The organism is Staphylococcus durrellii (assembly GCF_015594545.1).
Lineage (GTDB): Bacteria > Bacillota > Bacilli > Staphylococcales > Staphylococcaceae > Staphylococcus > Staphylococcus durrellii.
This window is the reverse complement of the sequence record NZ_JADIIO010000001.1, coordinates 2,300,503-2,314,616: the sequence shown is the minus strand read 5'-3', so window position 1 is coordinate 2,314,616 and position 14,114 is coordinate 2,300,503. Positions and strand designations below refer to the sequence as shown.

The following is a 14,114-nucleotide window of genomic DNA, read 5'->3' as shown; positions in this document are numbered from 1 at the left end:
AAGAGATGGGATAGTTATATTGTATGTCTTGTAAATCTAAATTAATGACAGGTCCTTTTTTAACAGCTTCTAAATTCTTCCAATTTTCTTTTTGTGTAAATGGAGGTTCTTCTCCTGTAGTCGCAAGTATTATATAGTCCTCGGTTTACACAGAAAGTTCTTCTTCAGTAATAGTAGTCATATAGTCATTTTTTTGTTGCTTTATCCAATTTTGAAAATTGTTTCATATCATACATAAATAAGGGGAGAAGTAACAATTACTTCTTATAATAATATTGCTCACGACTCTCAGATCAAAGTTATTTGTTATTAAAACCGCTGCTAAAGGAGATATGGAAAACCATCGTTACTAGCAAATTGTTGGAGCGCTGATTTAATGAAGTTTTTACTATCTGTACTAGATTGAGTGAAATTCACAAATGGCAGCCATTTACCTAAATGTTTTTTATTATTCGAAACTATAGCAAAAAGTGCGTCTGCATCTCTTTCTTCTAATATTTTTAAGCTTAAATTTTCAGTGATTGGTGTTTTGAACATGAATTTCACTCCTTATATAAAATATTGCTTAATTCTTGTCTACTACTATTCCTACTTGAACATCATCGCCTGAGCTTATAGCTAGTATTGTGCCATGAGCTATTTCAGAGGTGTAAAGCCATCTTTTTTGTCCGCCTAATGCTTCTTTATAACCTAAAGTCACAGTAGAAACAGTTATATTTGAAGCGGATAAATATGTGAGTAAATCTTTATCATCATGTTTTTGAGTGCCCACGATATGAATATAACGATGCTTGTTTTTAGTCCATGAGACATGCTCTTTTAAAAAATGTAAATGATTAGCATAACCTTCGCTATGAACCCAACTAATCATCAATGTCACATCATCAACAGTAAAATCGAAAGTTTCGGGATGAAGGTAATCATAATGTTTAAAATGCACATTACTTTGTTCTAATAATAATGAATCGTATCTATCTTTATTTCTTGATAGCAAGTAAATATCTTCATTGAAATTATCTACTATCCAACGAAGCGTATTTGTTAACATACCTGATCCACCAACGATAATTATAGACATAGTACCAACCCCTTGTTATTTTAATTTCCATTATACAGTATCTTTAATTAAATAAAAAATTGAACTGACTAGCTTGAATTGTTAAAAGGCGGGTGCTTATACTTTGATTGTTGCTCATGTGTATATACTAGTCTACAGTATACGTTATGTCTTCTGGTTTTTCGTATCCTATAACATCAGTGTTAATTGAAAATTGATAACTTGTATATCTATCTTTGTATTTTATACTATTAACAGTAGTACCACTTTTTAGTTATTTTCAAATTAATCTTGTTTAGTCGATTTCGTTTGAACTGATGTTTGTTATTGGCGATGAAATTAATGAAACATTATATTATGCGTAACAATTATAAGGTATGAAAAATGAAACAACGCATTTAATAAACATACATAAGTATTAGTATCGCACACATAGGGTATTGAGGCGTTTATGTATTGATATTTTAATGATTTTTGTGTATATGTACATGATGTTAATGAACTAACAAAAGGAATTTGTGTTGCATGTGCGTATTTACGCATGACTTTTTAACGAGTGGGTAAATATACCTATGGAAGAAAAGAAATTAATTATACTTATTTGTGCGCTAATCAATAATACGAGCTATACTAAATGATGATTTTAAAAATCTAAATACATTAAATACGTAGTATCACTTTCCTGTTAGCGTATGTACTTAAACGTTGCACAATAAGAGTTTAATTATTTAAAATTTCAAGGTAATATGTTAAATTAATTTAACCTACTATTGCCTCCTGAATATAAAGATAAGGAGATTTTTATGTTGAATATTATATCTGCGATAGGACAAATAGGTACATTTATAATGGCATTGTTCTATTTTATTTCTGTTACATTACAGTTATATCAAATGAAAATAGCTTTTATACCAGCACTAGGCTTTAATCAAATTTTGATTAAAAGAGGTACTAAAGGACTTACTCTGCACAACACCGCAGTTAATAAAGATGGCGAAAATGAGGAAGATTTTTTACAACTTTATAATTTGGGTGGAGGTGCAGCAAAACAAATCACTATTGAGATTTATTTAGGGGATAATGATGTGTTACAACGAAAATTTGTTAGTATGCTTCCTAGTAAAGAAGGTTACCTACTGCCAATTAATAAAGACGTATTTAATGAAATTGAAAAAACTATTAAAAACAATGGTTATGAATCAAATTTAAAATTAAAATTAACGTATAAACATAACGTAAGTAGAAAGCAACAAGAACTTTATTTAAATGGTAAAATTGATGTTTTTAACACTTATGAGGATGAATCAATCTATGAATTACAATTTATCAACGTAGATAAATAACTAATTAAATACAACAACGTATTATTTGTATTAAGCCTATGATTATGAGTATTTTATATAGCTCATAATCATAGGCTTTTTAATTACTTACTATAGTTTAAATATAACGTTTACTTATTGGAAATTATATTTGTGAAACTTAATTACTATTACAACTTTATTTATAAAATGAATCGTGTAATTTTCTCTTATAAACAAATATTTTTCATAACATTTTAGTACAAATATGATTTGTAAAAATAAATGTATAATTTCGTGTGTGGAGGGAAGTTTAAAAGAAAAGTGATTTTAAATTAAAAAATTAAAATAAGTGTGTTTATCAATTTCAACCAATTTAAAAATATTATGGAAATATCTTACATTTAAAAAATTTTTATATACTATATATTGAAAGTAACTTAAATTCATTCTTCTATAATGAGTCTATCTACGAAATAAATGATTCTGTTGTTAAATAAGAGCTAAACGTTTATAACTTCTAGTTTCATCATTCAAATTTAAACATTAGAATTTGTAAATTAAGGAAATTTTGTCGACAAAAGGATGCTTATGTACTCGAATATAAAACTATGATTTTAAGACCTTCTCTGAGAGGAAGTTTGATAACGTGTTATTACACATGAAATCTATTTTTAAAAGTTTGTTAATTGCAGTAATAATCTTCGTATTATTTATAGCTGTTAATGGTATGGACGTAATGCTAGGCGCTTCGATCGTAGCCATAATAGCTTTTTTAGGGAATTATGGTTCATTTTTATATGAACAACATAAACTAAAAAAACAAAATAAATAATGTATTTATTATAAACTCATATTTGTTATATAAGTTATGATTAGTGTAATGTGGGTATTTATAATAGTGAAGCTCTATATCCGGTATTAATATAATAAGGAGAGGAATCGATATGTGGTATTTAGCAATAGCAATAATATTAATTATCGTAGGTATTGTATTCTTAGTATTAGGTAAAAAAACCTCTCGTCATCGTTTAGGAAGAAGACAAAGTTTTTTCAGTTTAGGAACCGTATTTTTAATTTTTGGCGTTATCGATTTTATAGGTTTAATTATTAACGCATTGATATAATGTATTAATACCAATATAAGACACCCGGTTTTAGACTGAGGGGTGTCTTTTTTGCGTTTATGTTAGTTCTTTTACAGCGAAATAATTATTCTCTGAATCAGCGAAATTAAAAACGCTATCTATTGGTAAACCCATTAACCTCCCAGTTGCGATATTATTTTGTGGTAAGGATTCTCGTGAAGCCTCGAAACCTGAAGGCGCAATTATAAATGAAAGCATCAACGTATTGGGCCCGATATCCATAACGTCTACTTTTCTTTATCTTGTAAGACAACTAAAGTTTGTTCATCATCAGGGGCTAGCTTTACTACGGTCATATCCATTTCAGTTTGCGTCTTCAACTACTGTGAAAGAAAGATATGTTGTCCCAAAATCAATAGTTTTATCTTAATCGTAAACTTAAATCATTACTTCACCTAATCTATTTTACATTTTTTACCTCAAAATAGAGTGTTTTTATAAAGTATAATAAACAGTTTACAAAGCATATTAAAATTATTATAAGTTTAAAGGATGATGTTGAAGGTAATAATTAAAAGTGTATTAGTTGATTAATAAAAGTATTATTTTACATATGGATGTTATTTCTACAATGGAAAATGAAGCGCTAAGCTCAACAGTGTTTGAAGCATTTGTTGATCCTAATAAAATAGGTGGATTTTGGTTTTCATCTAGTTCAAAATGTTGAGAAATAGGTAAAAATATAGTGTTACATTATGAAGCATATGATGCCGAAGTAGAAATTAAAGGTATAGAAATTACAATTAGTGAAAATATGGAATTAAAATCGGGGGATAAAATAGTAAATATTGTCTTTGAATCATACGAAGATAAAACTTTAGTGACAACAAATGAAAATTAATTTGATCCTTCAGAAGTTGAACGTATGCTGAGTCAAAAAGAAGGTTGGGTTTATATGTTAAGTTGCCTGAAAATTTATATTAAGCATGGTGTACAAATTAAAGTAGGATTACGATAAAAATAGGAGTTGTATAAATGATGAAAATTGTTGCGATGAGTATATTTGTAGAAGATCAAGAACGGGCACAACAATTTTATACTGAAAAATTAGGCTTTGAACTCAAACATAATATAGATATGGGTGGGCCTATGTGGTTAACTGTAAAAGAGAGTAACTCTACAAACCCGGTAGAAATTGTTTTGGAACCTAATGATAATCCTATTGCTAAAGATTATCAAACTCGTCTTTTTAATGAAGGCATCCCCGCAACTATGTTTGCCACTGATAATTTGGATGAAGAGGTTAAAGATTTAAGGGCTAAAGGTGTGGGCTTCACAAAAGAACCTCAAACTATGGGAGAAATAAAATTAGCTATATTTGATGATACATGTGGTAATTTAATTCAGTTAGTTGAACAATAAAAAAGGTGTGAGTACATTTGTTAAGAGAAAGGATAAAAAAAGAACAACAGTCTGGTTATACAGCTATTCTGTTTTGCGTTGTTTTTTCTATTGTTTTTTCTATTGTTTTTAGCTTGATGTTTACACCATTTATAGGTATACCCACGGCAATAATGTGTAGTTTGCTAATACATTTTATGGATGAGGATGATGGTTAATTAAATAGTATAGCTGGATTTTTACATGATTCATTCTTACTTAAGTTGGTACTTAGGTAAGAATTTTTTTACTTAATGTCAGAGTGATTTTCTATTTGAAAAGTTGGCCCTCATTGATTTGCGCGTGTTTCAAATTTCTTTTTTATTATAATTAATAGTAAAATTTATTAAAATAAAAATTGAAACGCTTTCATTTTTAGATTATAATTGCCTTAATTATGAAAGGGATGATATTAAGTGAATGCAAATAAATATTTAATTTTTATTTTGGGAGCTTTAGGCGGTTTGTTATATGGTTATGACAATGGAGTTATTTCGGGTGCGTTATTATTTATTCATCATGATATTCCATTGAGTGAATCTATGAAAGGTTTAGTTGTTTCATCTATGCTATTCGGCGCAATAATCGGCGCTGGTAGTAGTGGTCCATTATCCGACAAAATAGGAAGAAGACGTCTAGTGTTGATAATTGCGATTGTATTTATTGTTGGTACATTGGTATTATCATTTGCACAGAACATTGAAATGTTAATATTAGGACGTTTAATTATTGGTTTAGCAGTAGGTGGTTCAATGGCTACTGTACCTGTATATTTATCTGAAATGGCGCCAACTGAATTCCGTGGTTCTCTTGGATCACTTAACCAATTGATGATTACGATTGGTATTTTAGCAGCTTACTTAGTTAACTATGCTTTTGCAGACATGGAAGCTTGGCGTTGGATGGTTGGTTTAGCAGTAGTACCTTCAGTTATCTTATTAGTTGGTATTGCGTTTATGCCAGAAAGTCCTAGATGGTTGTTAGAGCACAAAGGCGAAAATGCTGCAAGAAAAGTAATGAAAATTACATTTAATGATCAAGAAATAGATAAAGAAATTAAAGAAATGAAAGAAATCTCAGCCATTTCAGAATCAACGTGGACGATATTAAAATCTCCATGGATTAGACCAACATTAATCATTGGTTGTGTATTTGCGTTATTCCAACAAATAGTAGGTATTAATGCGATTATTTTCTATGCACCAACAATTTTAAACAAAGCTGGCTTAGGAGAAGCAACTTCAATTTTAGGTACAGTAGGTATTGGCTTGATTAACGTTCTTGTTACAGTAGTAGCAGTATTTGTAGTAGATAAAGTAGGACGTAAGAAAATGCTTGTGACTGGTAATATAGGGATGGTCGCTTCATTAGTAATTATGGCAGTACTTATTTGGACAATTGGTATTACTTCATCTTCATGGATTATTATCATTTGCTTATCACTATTTATCGTATTCTTTGGTTTAACTTGGGGACCAATTTTATGGGTTATGTTACCCGAAATGTTCCCAATGCGTGCACGTGGTGCGGCTACTGGTGTAGCGACATTAGTGTTAAATATTGGTACAATTATTGTTGCTCAGTTATTCCCAATGCTTAATAGTGCATTAAGTACAGAATGGGTCTTCTTAATATTCGCAGTTATTGGTGTCTTAGCTATGATTTTTGTTATTAAATTCTTACCAGAAACAAGAGGTCGTAGTTTAGAAGAAATCGAATATGATTTAAGAGAAAGAACTGGCGCTAAACCAGAAGAAATGAAAAGTTTATCATAATTTTTAAAACGTACAAATCATAGGGATTTGTACGTTTTTTATTTACTGAACTTATTAGTTAAATATAGTTGTTCTTAATAGACAATTTTATATCTATAATACACAATGTTAGTAAGTATTAATAAAGTGGTAATTTAGAAAGGTAACACAGTAAATAAAAAACAAAGGTGAGGATAAGATGATTTTAGATAACGTAAATCCAAACGATTTATTTCCAACAGAGAAGAAAGGACCATCAGTACTTGGAGATATAGAATATAATGTTAAAAGTGAACAACGTTTATATAAAGGGGCTTACATAGCTACTAATGAAAGATTAATATTAAATGTTGATATGGATGGACAATTTTATTATAGAAATATTGGATATAACGAAATTAAATCTATTTCTCATGATGAACAAGTTATCAGTTTAAGTTTTGAAATAGGTGACTTCCCAATTAAAAATATCGAAAAGGGCGATGTAGAAACATTCACGTCTTATGTACAACAACAAATGAACTAGAAAACGGTTTAAAAGAAGCTCACAGCTAATTTCATACATTAGTTGTGAGCTTTATCGATTATATAAGCCTCTATAATACAAAGTTTATTGTTTTACATAATCAAGTTCTAATTCGTGAACTTGGTGGGTTAACATTTCGTTTAGTGGAGTAGAGATATTTAAGTCTTTTCCATATTTAGCAATTTGCCCGTTAAGGAAATCAATCTCTGTTAAACGGCCTTTATGCAAATCTTGATGCATCGAAGGGTAGTGTAAACCTTGTGTAGATTCGGGATAGGCAGCTTCTATCTTGTGAATCATATCATCTGTTTTGATGTCAACGTTACGTGCGTTAGCTACAGATACAATTTCTTCAATGAGTGGTTGTATCATAGCTCTAGCATGATTATATGCGCCCAATTCACCAATGCGTTTATCTAAGATAGTACATAAAGGGTTAAGCACACTATTTAAAGTAGCTTTTGACCATATTGAAACAAAGACATTATCACTGATGACTGAATTTAAGCCGGCCTCATTAAAAATGTTATTTATTTCTTCAGTTCGATAATCTGCTTCACCATCGGCACGTTGTAATTCTAGCGTACCTGACCCTTCTAATAAGAGTTGGCCTGGCCCTCTCAATCCAGCAGTCCACATCGTAACTGCTAAAAATATTTGCGATTTTGGTACTACTTTTGCGAAACGTTCGTCATGTCCCAACCCGTTCATCATAGTTAATATTGCGGTTGATTCCTTGATGGCATTTCTGTCATATAACGCATTAATCATTGTTGAAGCATCCATCGCTTTTGTTAAAATGATAATTAAATCGTATTGTTCATTCACTTCCGATGGATGTTTAGCAGTGATATTCACATTATAAGTTGTAGATTCGTTTTGGATTTCTAAGCCATAATCGTTAATTTTTTAATGTGGTCGTCCCAATTGTCTATGAGTGTCACGTTGTAACCAGCCTGTTTAATTTGTGTTCCAATTCTACCACCCATGGCACCAGCGCCAGCAATTGCGATATTATACATAAAAGCACGTCCTTGTTTTTTAATATAGTTCTCGAATAATTTAGTATATAAAGCATTATTTCGTACGTAAGGCTATTAAATGACTCATTATATAGATTGATAGTCTTATATAAAATTAGTATATCATCTTGCCTATATAAATTTGCAATTATCAGACTTTTTACTTATCAAATTGTTGAAATAGGCGTACAATTTAGACGTATGATTAAAAGATGAGATAATATGTTCATGTTTAAAATGATATTAAAATACGATGTAATAAATATTTTAATTTCAAAAGGAGAGTAATTATGAAAAAATCAGATTTAGTTGCACCAGGACAGTATAATATTGTTGAAGAAATTGAAAAGTATGCCGTCGATACTTCGAAACAGGCAATAGCTTATGAAGATGAAAAGGGTAATACCGATAGTATTACATATGCCAATTTAATAAAAAATGCGAATAAAATCGGGCACGTATTTTCTAATCATGGGTTGCAAAAAGGGGATAAAGTACTAATAATGATGCCTCGTAGCATTATTACGTATGAAATCTATACTGCTGCATTAAAATTAGGATTAGTTATTATTCCTAGTTCTGAAATGCTCAGAACTAAAGATTTACAACATAGAATTACACATGGAGATGTAGCTGCTGTAGTAGTAATTAATGAGGGGATTAATGAATTTAAAGATATAGCAGAATATGATAACTTAACGAAATTTATCGTCGGCGGACATGAAGATGATTGGATTAATATTGAAGATGAGCAACAACAAGCAAGCGATGAATTAGATATCGTCGCAACTCATAGAGACGATATTGCTTTATTGTCTTACACATCAGGTACGACTGCTAAACCTAAAGCCGTTGTTCATACACATGGCTGGGGTTATGCACATATGCAAACAGCACCGAAATATTGGTTAAGTGTTAATGAAGGTGACACAGCTTGGGCTACAGCTGCACCAGGATGGCAAAAATGGATTTGGAGTCCATACCTATCTATCATGGGGTCAGGTGCTAAAGCTTTAGTTTACCAAGGTAAATTTGATGCTAAAAAATATCTAGAATTATTACAAAGATATGAAGTTAACGTGTTATGTTGTACACCGACAGAATATCGATTAATGGCTAAATTACCTAACTTGAAAGATTATGATTTATCTCATCTTCATAGTGCAGTTTCTGCAGGAGAACCGTTAAACCAAGAAGTAATAGAAAAATTCCAACAAAATTTTGATTTAACTGTAAGAGATGGCTATGGGCAAACAGAAAATACGCTACTAATTGGTTCGCTTAAAGATGCCGAAACGCGTCCAGGATCAATGGGGAAAGCTATTTTAGGCGACCAAGTTGCAATTATAGACGAAGAGGGTGCGCAAGTAGAACCTGGAGTGACTGGCGATATTGCGGTATGGTTAGACTCACCGGCACTCTTCAAAGGTTATTATAAAGATGAAGAGCGTACGGCAGACTCCAAACGTGGAGATTTTTATGTCACAGGAGATCGTGCACGTATCGATGAAGATGGTTACTTCTGGTTCCAAGGTAGAAGTGACGATATTATTATCAGTTCAGGTTATACAATCGGACCATTTGAAGTAGAAGATTCGCTAATAGGACACCCTTCTGTAAAAGAATGTGCTGTAGTCGCTAGCCCCGATGATATTCGCGGAAACGTAGTCAAAGCATTTGTTATTTTACAAGATGATGTTGAGGGCAATGATACATTGGTAAAAGAATTGCAAAACTATGTAAAACAAGATGTTGCTCCATACAAATATCCGCGTCAAATAGAATTTGTTGACGATTTACCTAAGACAAATTCTGGCAAAATCAGACGTGTAGAATTACGTGAAGCAGAAATTGAAAAATATAATAAATAACTAAGAAAAGATGGTGCCAAAACAACGCTGCCATCTTTTTTATAAACAAGGTAGTTGAATATTATAAGGTACAGTTATATAATCAAATTAATCCCAATTGAATTGTACTTAATTTGATTGAGATAAACAAAATATACTGATAAGTATATAAAAAGATAGAGGTGCGTATAAATGTCTAAAGTATTATATAATACAAATATGATTAGTAATGGCGGTCGTGATGGTCGTGTGTTTAGCCCTGATAATACTTTCGTGCAAAACTTAGCTACTCCGAAAGAAATGGGTGGTAATGCTACGACAGCTGAAACTAATCCAGAACAGCTATTTGCAGCAGGTTATAGCGCTTGTTTTAATAGTGCGTTGTCACTGATATTACAAAAAAGCGGTGTTACAGATGCTAACCCAGAAGTTGAAGCATCTATTGAATTAATAGTAGATGAAGCAGACAATGGTGTTAAATTAGGTGGAACTTTAACAGTTACATTAGAAAATATGTCACAAGAAGATGCAGAGAAATATGTACAACAAGCGCATAATTACTGCCCTTACTCAAAAGCAACTAAAGGGAATATTGATATATCATTAGAAGTACATGCGCAATAATTATTAAAGAGGAATAACATAGTAACTACACAGTATAAAGTTGCTATGATTATTCCTTTTTTGTTTTTAAACGTTATATAAGGGTAGTAGTTGAGCAAAGTGAATAAGAGGTGATTTATTTGAAAGTAGATTATACATACATTTTTGATGAAAGCAAAGTTCAAGATATGAAAGAAGCATATCATTCTAATGGATGGACAAGTCATAGTGAAAATAATATAATTTCTATTTTTAAAGCAAGCACCCATGTTGTGATAGCTAAAGTCGATAGAAAAATTATTGGTTTTGCAAGGGCTTTGTCTGATGGCATTTATAACGCTGCCATTTATGATGTAGTGGTAGATAAAAAATATCATAAACATGGTATAGGTAGGGAAATTGTAGAAAAATTAGTAGATCAAATAGGCGAGGTTTCATGTATACACTTAATAGCGACGACTAAGCACACGACTTTTTATAAGCGAGTAGGGTTTAGAACTTTGACTACAGGGATGGGAATGTATCAAAAAGAGCAATTAAAAAATGAGTACACTGTCGATTAAAGATAACAGCTGCACTCATTTCAGGTTTGATGTTTGATATTTACAATGAATAATGGCTCACGTCCCTGAAATCGTAATTTTTGATGATAGTGCAACCTAATGGGTGTAAACCATTATCCACATGTTCATTTATTTCTTCTAAGACGTTTAATATTTCATATTCAGGTGTTGATACATCAAACGTGTATTTAAATAAATGTTTTTTATCTGATAAAACAGTTGCGACCAATTCTTCATTTTCCATTTTATAGCCTAATAATTGCATAAACATCTTCACCTTTCTTTATATTTTTAGTTTAGGAATGTACTCTATTCTCAATAGTAAATTAGAATTATTCTAATTAAATACTATTATACATTAAAATTAGTAAAATGTAGAGAGTTAACTACTGATAATAAGAAATTTTATTAAAAAATTTTTAGTTATCTATAAAACAACAGGGTTGACCATTACATGAACATTTGATAAAGTTCAATTAATTTAATAAAAGTTTTCTAGGGTTCCGTAACGAAACGTTAGTCAGGTCCGAGAGAAAACGGCATGTATTTTACATGTTACACGGAAGGATAAAAGCCTGGGAGATAGTCTAAATACTATCTCCCAGGCTTTTTTATTAGGAGGCAGAAAATATGAATTGGTTAAAAATCATTGCAGCAGCTGGTTTTGAAGTCGGATGGGTTATTGGATTAACGCATTCATCTAATATTATCGAATGGTTAGGTACCGTAATAGCTATTTTTTTAAGTTTTTATTTATTAATTCAAGCTTCGAAAGTTTTACCAGTAGGCACGACATACGCTATATTTGTCGGACTTGGTACTACGGGTGTTACTTTGTGTGATTTCTTAATTTTTGGACAACCTTTAAATATAGGAAAAATTTTCTTGATTTTTATACTACTTGCTGGAGTACTAGGGTTAAAACTTGCCACTTCTAACGAGAAAGGAGCGTAATTATGGATTGGATGATATTAATTGTAGCAGGTGTTTTTGAAATGTTAGGTGTAACTGCGTTGAATGCTTATACACATAATCGTAAATTGACAGCATTGATAAACATGATTGTCTCTTTTGCACTGAGTTTTGTTTGTTTAGCAATAGCAATGGCAAACTTGCCTATGAGTACTTCATATGCTGTTTGGACTGGCATAGGTACAGTCGGAGGAGCAATTATAGGTATGTTGTTCTATAATGAATCGAAAAATTTAATTCGTATATTATGTATCGTGGTGATTTTAGCTAGTACAATCGGCTTGAAATTATTAAGTTAAAAAAAAGAGCGACACAATCGTGTCGCTCTCAAAGAGTAATATGTTCATGAATATAAAAGACTAGTAGTTAATCTTAACTACACCATAAATATAGCATAGATAACATTTATAAGGCAATTATTTTACTTTAAATGATCTTAATTGATTAAATAATGGGAGTTTACATATATTTAGCAATAAAATTGAAATTGCTAAATCAAAAGACGGGATAATATTAAAAATCTAAGTCTCTTGAGGAATAAAAAGAGGCTTAAAAATAAGTGTATGTAAGCATGAAGAACTAACGTTTTAATGTATATCTAAATTACATTTAATCTATGAATTATCTATTATTTTCTTCTAAAACTGTATTTTTTAAGTAATTTAGAGAAAATATTCCCCAATTTCTACAAGAAAATTTAATAGCTTTCAAATAAATTTATACCTGAATTCTTTAGAATTGAGGTATTTTATTATTTTAGATTGTAATTAATACAATAAAAATAATATTTAATGTATTGAAAAACAAAAAAATAGGTTATATAATTTCGTAAACGCTTACATATATTAATAGGAGGAGATAAGATGTCTAAAGTACAAAATATAACTAAAGAGCAGTGGCTACTATCCACATTTCCTGAATGGGGAACATGGTTAAATGAAGAAATTGAGGAAACTCAAGTGCCTGAAGGGAATTTTGCGATGTGGTGGCTCGGTTGTACAGGTATATGGCTAAAATCACATGAAGGTACAAATATTTTGTGTGATTTATGGTGTGGTAGTGGGAAACGTACAAAAAAGAATAAATTAATGAAAGATGGTCACCAAATGCAACGCATGTCTGGTTGTAAACAATTGCAACCAAACTTGAGAACGCAACCATTTGTTATAGACCCATTTGAAATAAAAAATGTTGATGCTTTAGTTGTAACTCATATTCATTCAGATCATTTGGATATAAATACGGCTGCAGCGGTTTTAAAAAACACGGATGATTCTGTTCCATTTATAGGTCCTAAAGCTGTAGTTGATGTATGGAAAGAGTGGGGAGTTCCAGAATCTAGATGCATTATAGTCAAACCTGGTGATAACGTAAATGTCGGTAGCGTTGAAATAATTGCATTAGAAGCTTTTGATCGTACAGCGCTAATTACCGTGCCACAAGAAGAAGAATTGAATGGCCAGTTTCCACAAAATATGGATGATATCGCAGTTAATTACTTATTTAAAACTTCAGGAGGTAATCTTTATCATGCAGGAGATTCACATTTCTCGGTAAATTTTGCCAAACACGGTAATGAACACACTATTGATGTGGCATTAGGCGCTTTCGGTGAGAATCCAAGAGGGATTACCGATAAATTAACGTCAGTTGATTTGTTAAGAATGGCAGAGTGCTTAAATACCAAAGTCGTTATACCTGTGCATCATGATATTTGGTCTAATTTCCAAGCTAACCCACAGGAAATACTGGAACTTTGGAAAAATAAAAAAGATTTTCTAGACTATGATTTTGCTCCTTTTATATGGCAAGTTGGAGGTCAGTATACTTACCCTCAGGATAGACATAAGTTTGAATACCACTACCCACGTGGATTCGAAGATGTTTTTACAGTAGATAATGATTTACCTTATCCTTCATTTTTATAAAATTAAAGGA

General features: G+C 31.2%; 18 protein-coding genes, 1 pseudogene and 1 riboswitch. Of the genes and pseudogenes, 14 read left to right on the top strand and 5 right to left on the bottom strand.

All coding sequences use genetic code 11. The annotated features are described in order from the left end of the window. Positions 1-321: 321 nt before the first annotated feature. Positions 322-537, bottom strand: a complete 216-nt coding sequence (locus ISP02_RS11210) for a hypothetical protein (RefSeq protein WP_195721621.1) — start codon at positions 535-537, stop codon at positions 322-324. Between the two features lie 28 nt (positions 538-565). Then, positions 566-1,078 carry a Rossmann-fold NAD(P)-binding domain-containing protein gene (locus tag ISP02_RS11205; RefSeq protein WP_195721620.1) on the bottom strand — a complete coding sequence of 171 codons (513 nt, stop codon included), beginning with the start codon at positions 1,076-1,078 and terminating at the stop codon, positions 566-568. Positions 1,079-1,860: 782 nt separating this feature from the next. Between ISP02_RS11205 and ISP02_RS11200 the strand changes: the two genes are divergently transcribed. From ISP02_RS11200 to ISP02_RS11190, 3 genes are all read left to right on the top strand, one after another. Continuing rightward, positions 1,861-2,400 (top strand): hypothetical protein, encoded by a 540-nt coding sequence (locus ISP02_RS11200; protein WP_195721619.1) that lies wholly within the window; start codon positions 1,861-1,863, stop codon positions 2,398-2,400. Between the two features lie 607 nt (positions 2,401-3,007). Then, positions 3,008-3,193: a hypothetical protein gene (locus tag ISP02_RS11195; RefSeq protein WP_208455796.1), complete on the top strand. Its 186-nt coding sequence runs from the start codon at positions 3,008-3,010 to the stop codon at positions 3,191-3,193. Positions 3,194-3,305: 112 nt separating this feature from the next. Next, complete coding sequence (locus ISP02_RS11190) at positions 3,306-3,485, top strand: hypothetical protein (RefSeq protein ID WP_195721617.1); 180 nt, start codon at positions 3,306-3,308, stop codon at positions 3,483-3,485. Positions 3,486-3,542: 57 nt separating this feature from the next. Here the strand turns inward: ISP02_RS11190 and ISP02_RS13015 are convergent, their stop codons facing one another. Continuing rightward, the gene (locus ISP02_RS13015) at positions 3,543-3,704 is read right to left on the bottom strand and encodes a hypothetical protein (RefSeq protein ID WP_235980505.1); all 162 of its coding nucleotides are present in this window, start codon (positions 3,702-3,704) and stop codon (positions 3,543-3,545) included. Positions 3,705-4,032: 328 nt separating this feature from the next. On the opposite strand from ISP02_RS13015, the gene ISP02_RS13010 reads away from it, so the two are divergent. From ISP02_RS13010 to ISP02_RS11165, 5 genes are all read left to right on the top strand, one after another. Next, a complete protein-coding gene (locus ISP02_RS13010; protein WP_235980504.1) occupies positions 4,033-4,173 on the top strand; it encodes a hypothetical protein in 141 nt (46 codons plus the stop codon). Between the two features lie 18 nt (positions 4,174-4,191). Next, on the top strand, positions 4,192-4,347 hold the full coding sequence (locus tag ISP02_RS13005; protein WP_235980503.1) for a hypothetical protein: 156 nt from the start codon (positions 4,192-4,194) through the stop codon (positions 4,345-4,347). A gap of 137 nt (positions 4,348-4,484) precedes the next feature. Further along, positions 4,485-4,868: a VOC family protein gene (locus ISP02_RS11175; protein WP_195721876.1), complete on the top strand. Its 384-nt coding sequence runs from the start codon at positions 4,485-4,487 to the stop codon at positions 4,866-4,868. A 434-nt stretch (positions 4,869-5,302) separates the two neighbouring features. Then, positions 5,303-6,661, top strand: coding sequence for a glucose transporter GlcP (glcP, locus tag ISP02_RS11170; RefSeq protein WP_195721616.1), 1,359 nt, complete (start codon positions 5,303-5,305; stop codon positions 6,659-6,661). 178 nt (positions 6,662-6,839) lie between these two features. Further along, complete coding sequence (locus tag ISP02_RS11165; protein WP_195721615.1) at positions 6,840-7,166, top strand: PH domain-containing protein; 327 nt, start codon at positions 6,840-6,842, stop codon at positions 7,164-7,166. 84 nt (positions 7,167-7,250) lie between these two features. Here ISP02_RS11165 and ISP02_RS11160 read toward each other — a convergent pair. Continuing rightward, a pseudogene (locus tag ISP02_RS11160) lies at positions 7,251-8,188 on the bottom strand (ketopantoate reductase family protein). A gap of 290 nt (positions 8,189-8,478) precedes the next feature. On the opposite strand from ISP02_RS11160, the gene mbcS reads away from it, so the two are divergent. From mbcS to ISP02_RS11145, 3 genes are all read left to right on the top strand, one after another. Then, positions 8,479-10,059: an acyl-CoA synthetase MbcS gene (gene mbcS, locus ISP02_RS11155; RefSeq protein WP_195721614.1), complete on the top strand. Its 1,581-nt coding sequence runs from the start codon at positions 8,479-8,481 to the stop codon at positions 10,057-10,059. Positions 10,060-10,230: 171 nt separating this feature from the next. Next, positions 10,231-10,662 carry an organic hydroperoxide resistance protein gene (locus ISP02_RS11150; protein WP_195721613.1) on the top strand — a complete coding sequence of 144 codons (432 nt, stop codon included), beginning with the start codon at positions 10,231-10,233 and terminating at the stop codon, positions 10,660-10,662. A 119-nt stretch (positions 10,663-10,781) separates the two neighbouring features. Continuing rightward, the gene (locus ISP02_RS11145) at positions 10,782-11,204 is read left to right on the top strand and encodes a GNAT family N-acetyltransferase (RefSeq protein ID WP_235980502.1); all 423 of its coding nucleotides are present in this window, start codon (positions 10,782-10,784) and stop codon (positions 11,202-11,204) included. Positions 11,205-11,244: 40 nt separating this feature from the next. On the opposite strand, the gene ISP02_RS11140 is transcribed toward ISP02_RS11145, so the two are convergent. Then, on the bottom strand, positions 11,245-11,469 hold the full coding sequence (locus tag ISP02_RS11140) for a hypothetical protein (RefSeq protein WP_195721612.1): 225 nt from the start codon (positions 11,467-11,469) through the stop codon (positions 11,245-11,247). A gap of 219 nt (positions 11,470-11,688) precedes the next feature. Further along, positions 11,689-11,788: riboswitch (guanidine-I (ykkC/yxkD leader) on the top strand. A 46-nt stretch (positions 11,789-11,834) separates the two neighbouring features. Here ISP02_RS11140 and ISP02_RS11135 point away from each other — a divergent pair. From ISP02_RS11135 to ulaG, 3 genes are all read left to right on the top strand, one after another. After that, complete coding sequence (locus tag ISP02_RS11135; RefSeq protein WP_195721611.1) at positions 11,835-12,158, top strand: DMT family transporter; 324 nt, start codon at positions 11,835-11,837, stop codon at positions 12,156-12,158. A 2-nt stretch (positions 12,159-12,160) separates the two neighbouring features. Further along, positions 12,161-12,475: a DMT family transporter gene (locus tag ISP02_RS11130; RefSeq protein ID WP_208455795.1), complete on the top strand. Its 315-nt coding sequence runs from the start codon at positions 12,161-12,163 to the stop codon at positions 12,473-12,475. A 564-nt stretch (positions 12,476-13,039) separates the two neighbouring features. After that, positions 13,040-14,104, top strand: coding sequence for an L-ascorbate 6-phosphate lactonase (gene ulaG / locus ISP02_RS11125; RefSeq protein WP_195721610.1), 1,065 nt, complete (start codon positions 13,040-13,042; stop codon positions 14,102-14,104). Positions 14,105-14,114 lie beyond the last annotated feature (10 nt).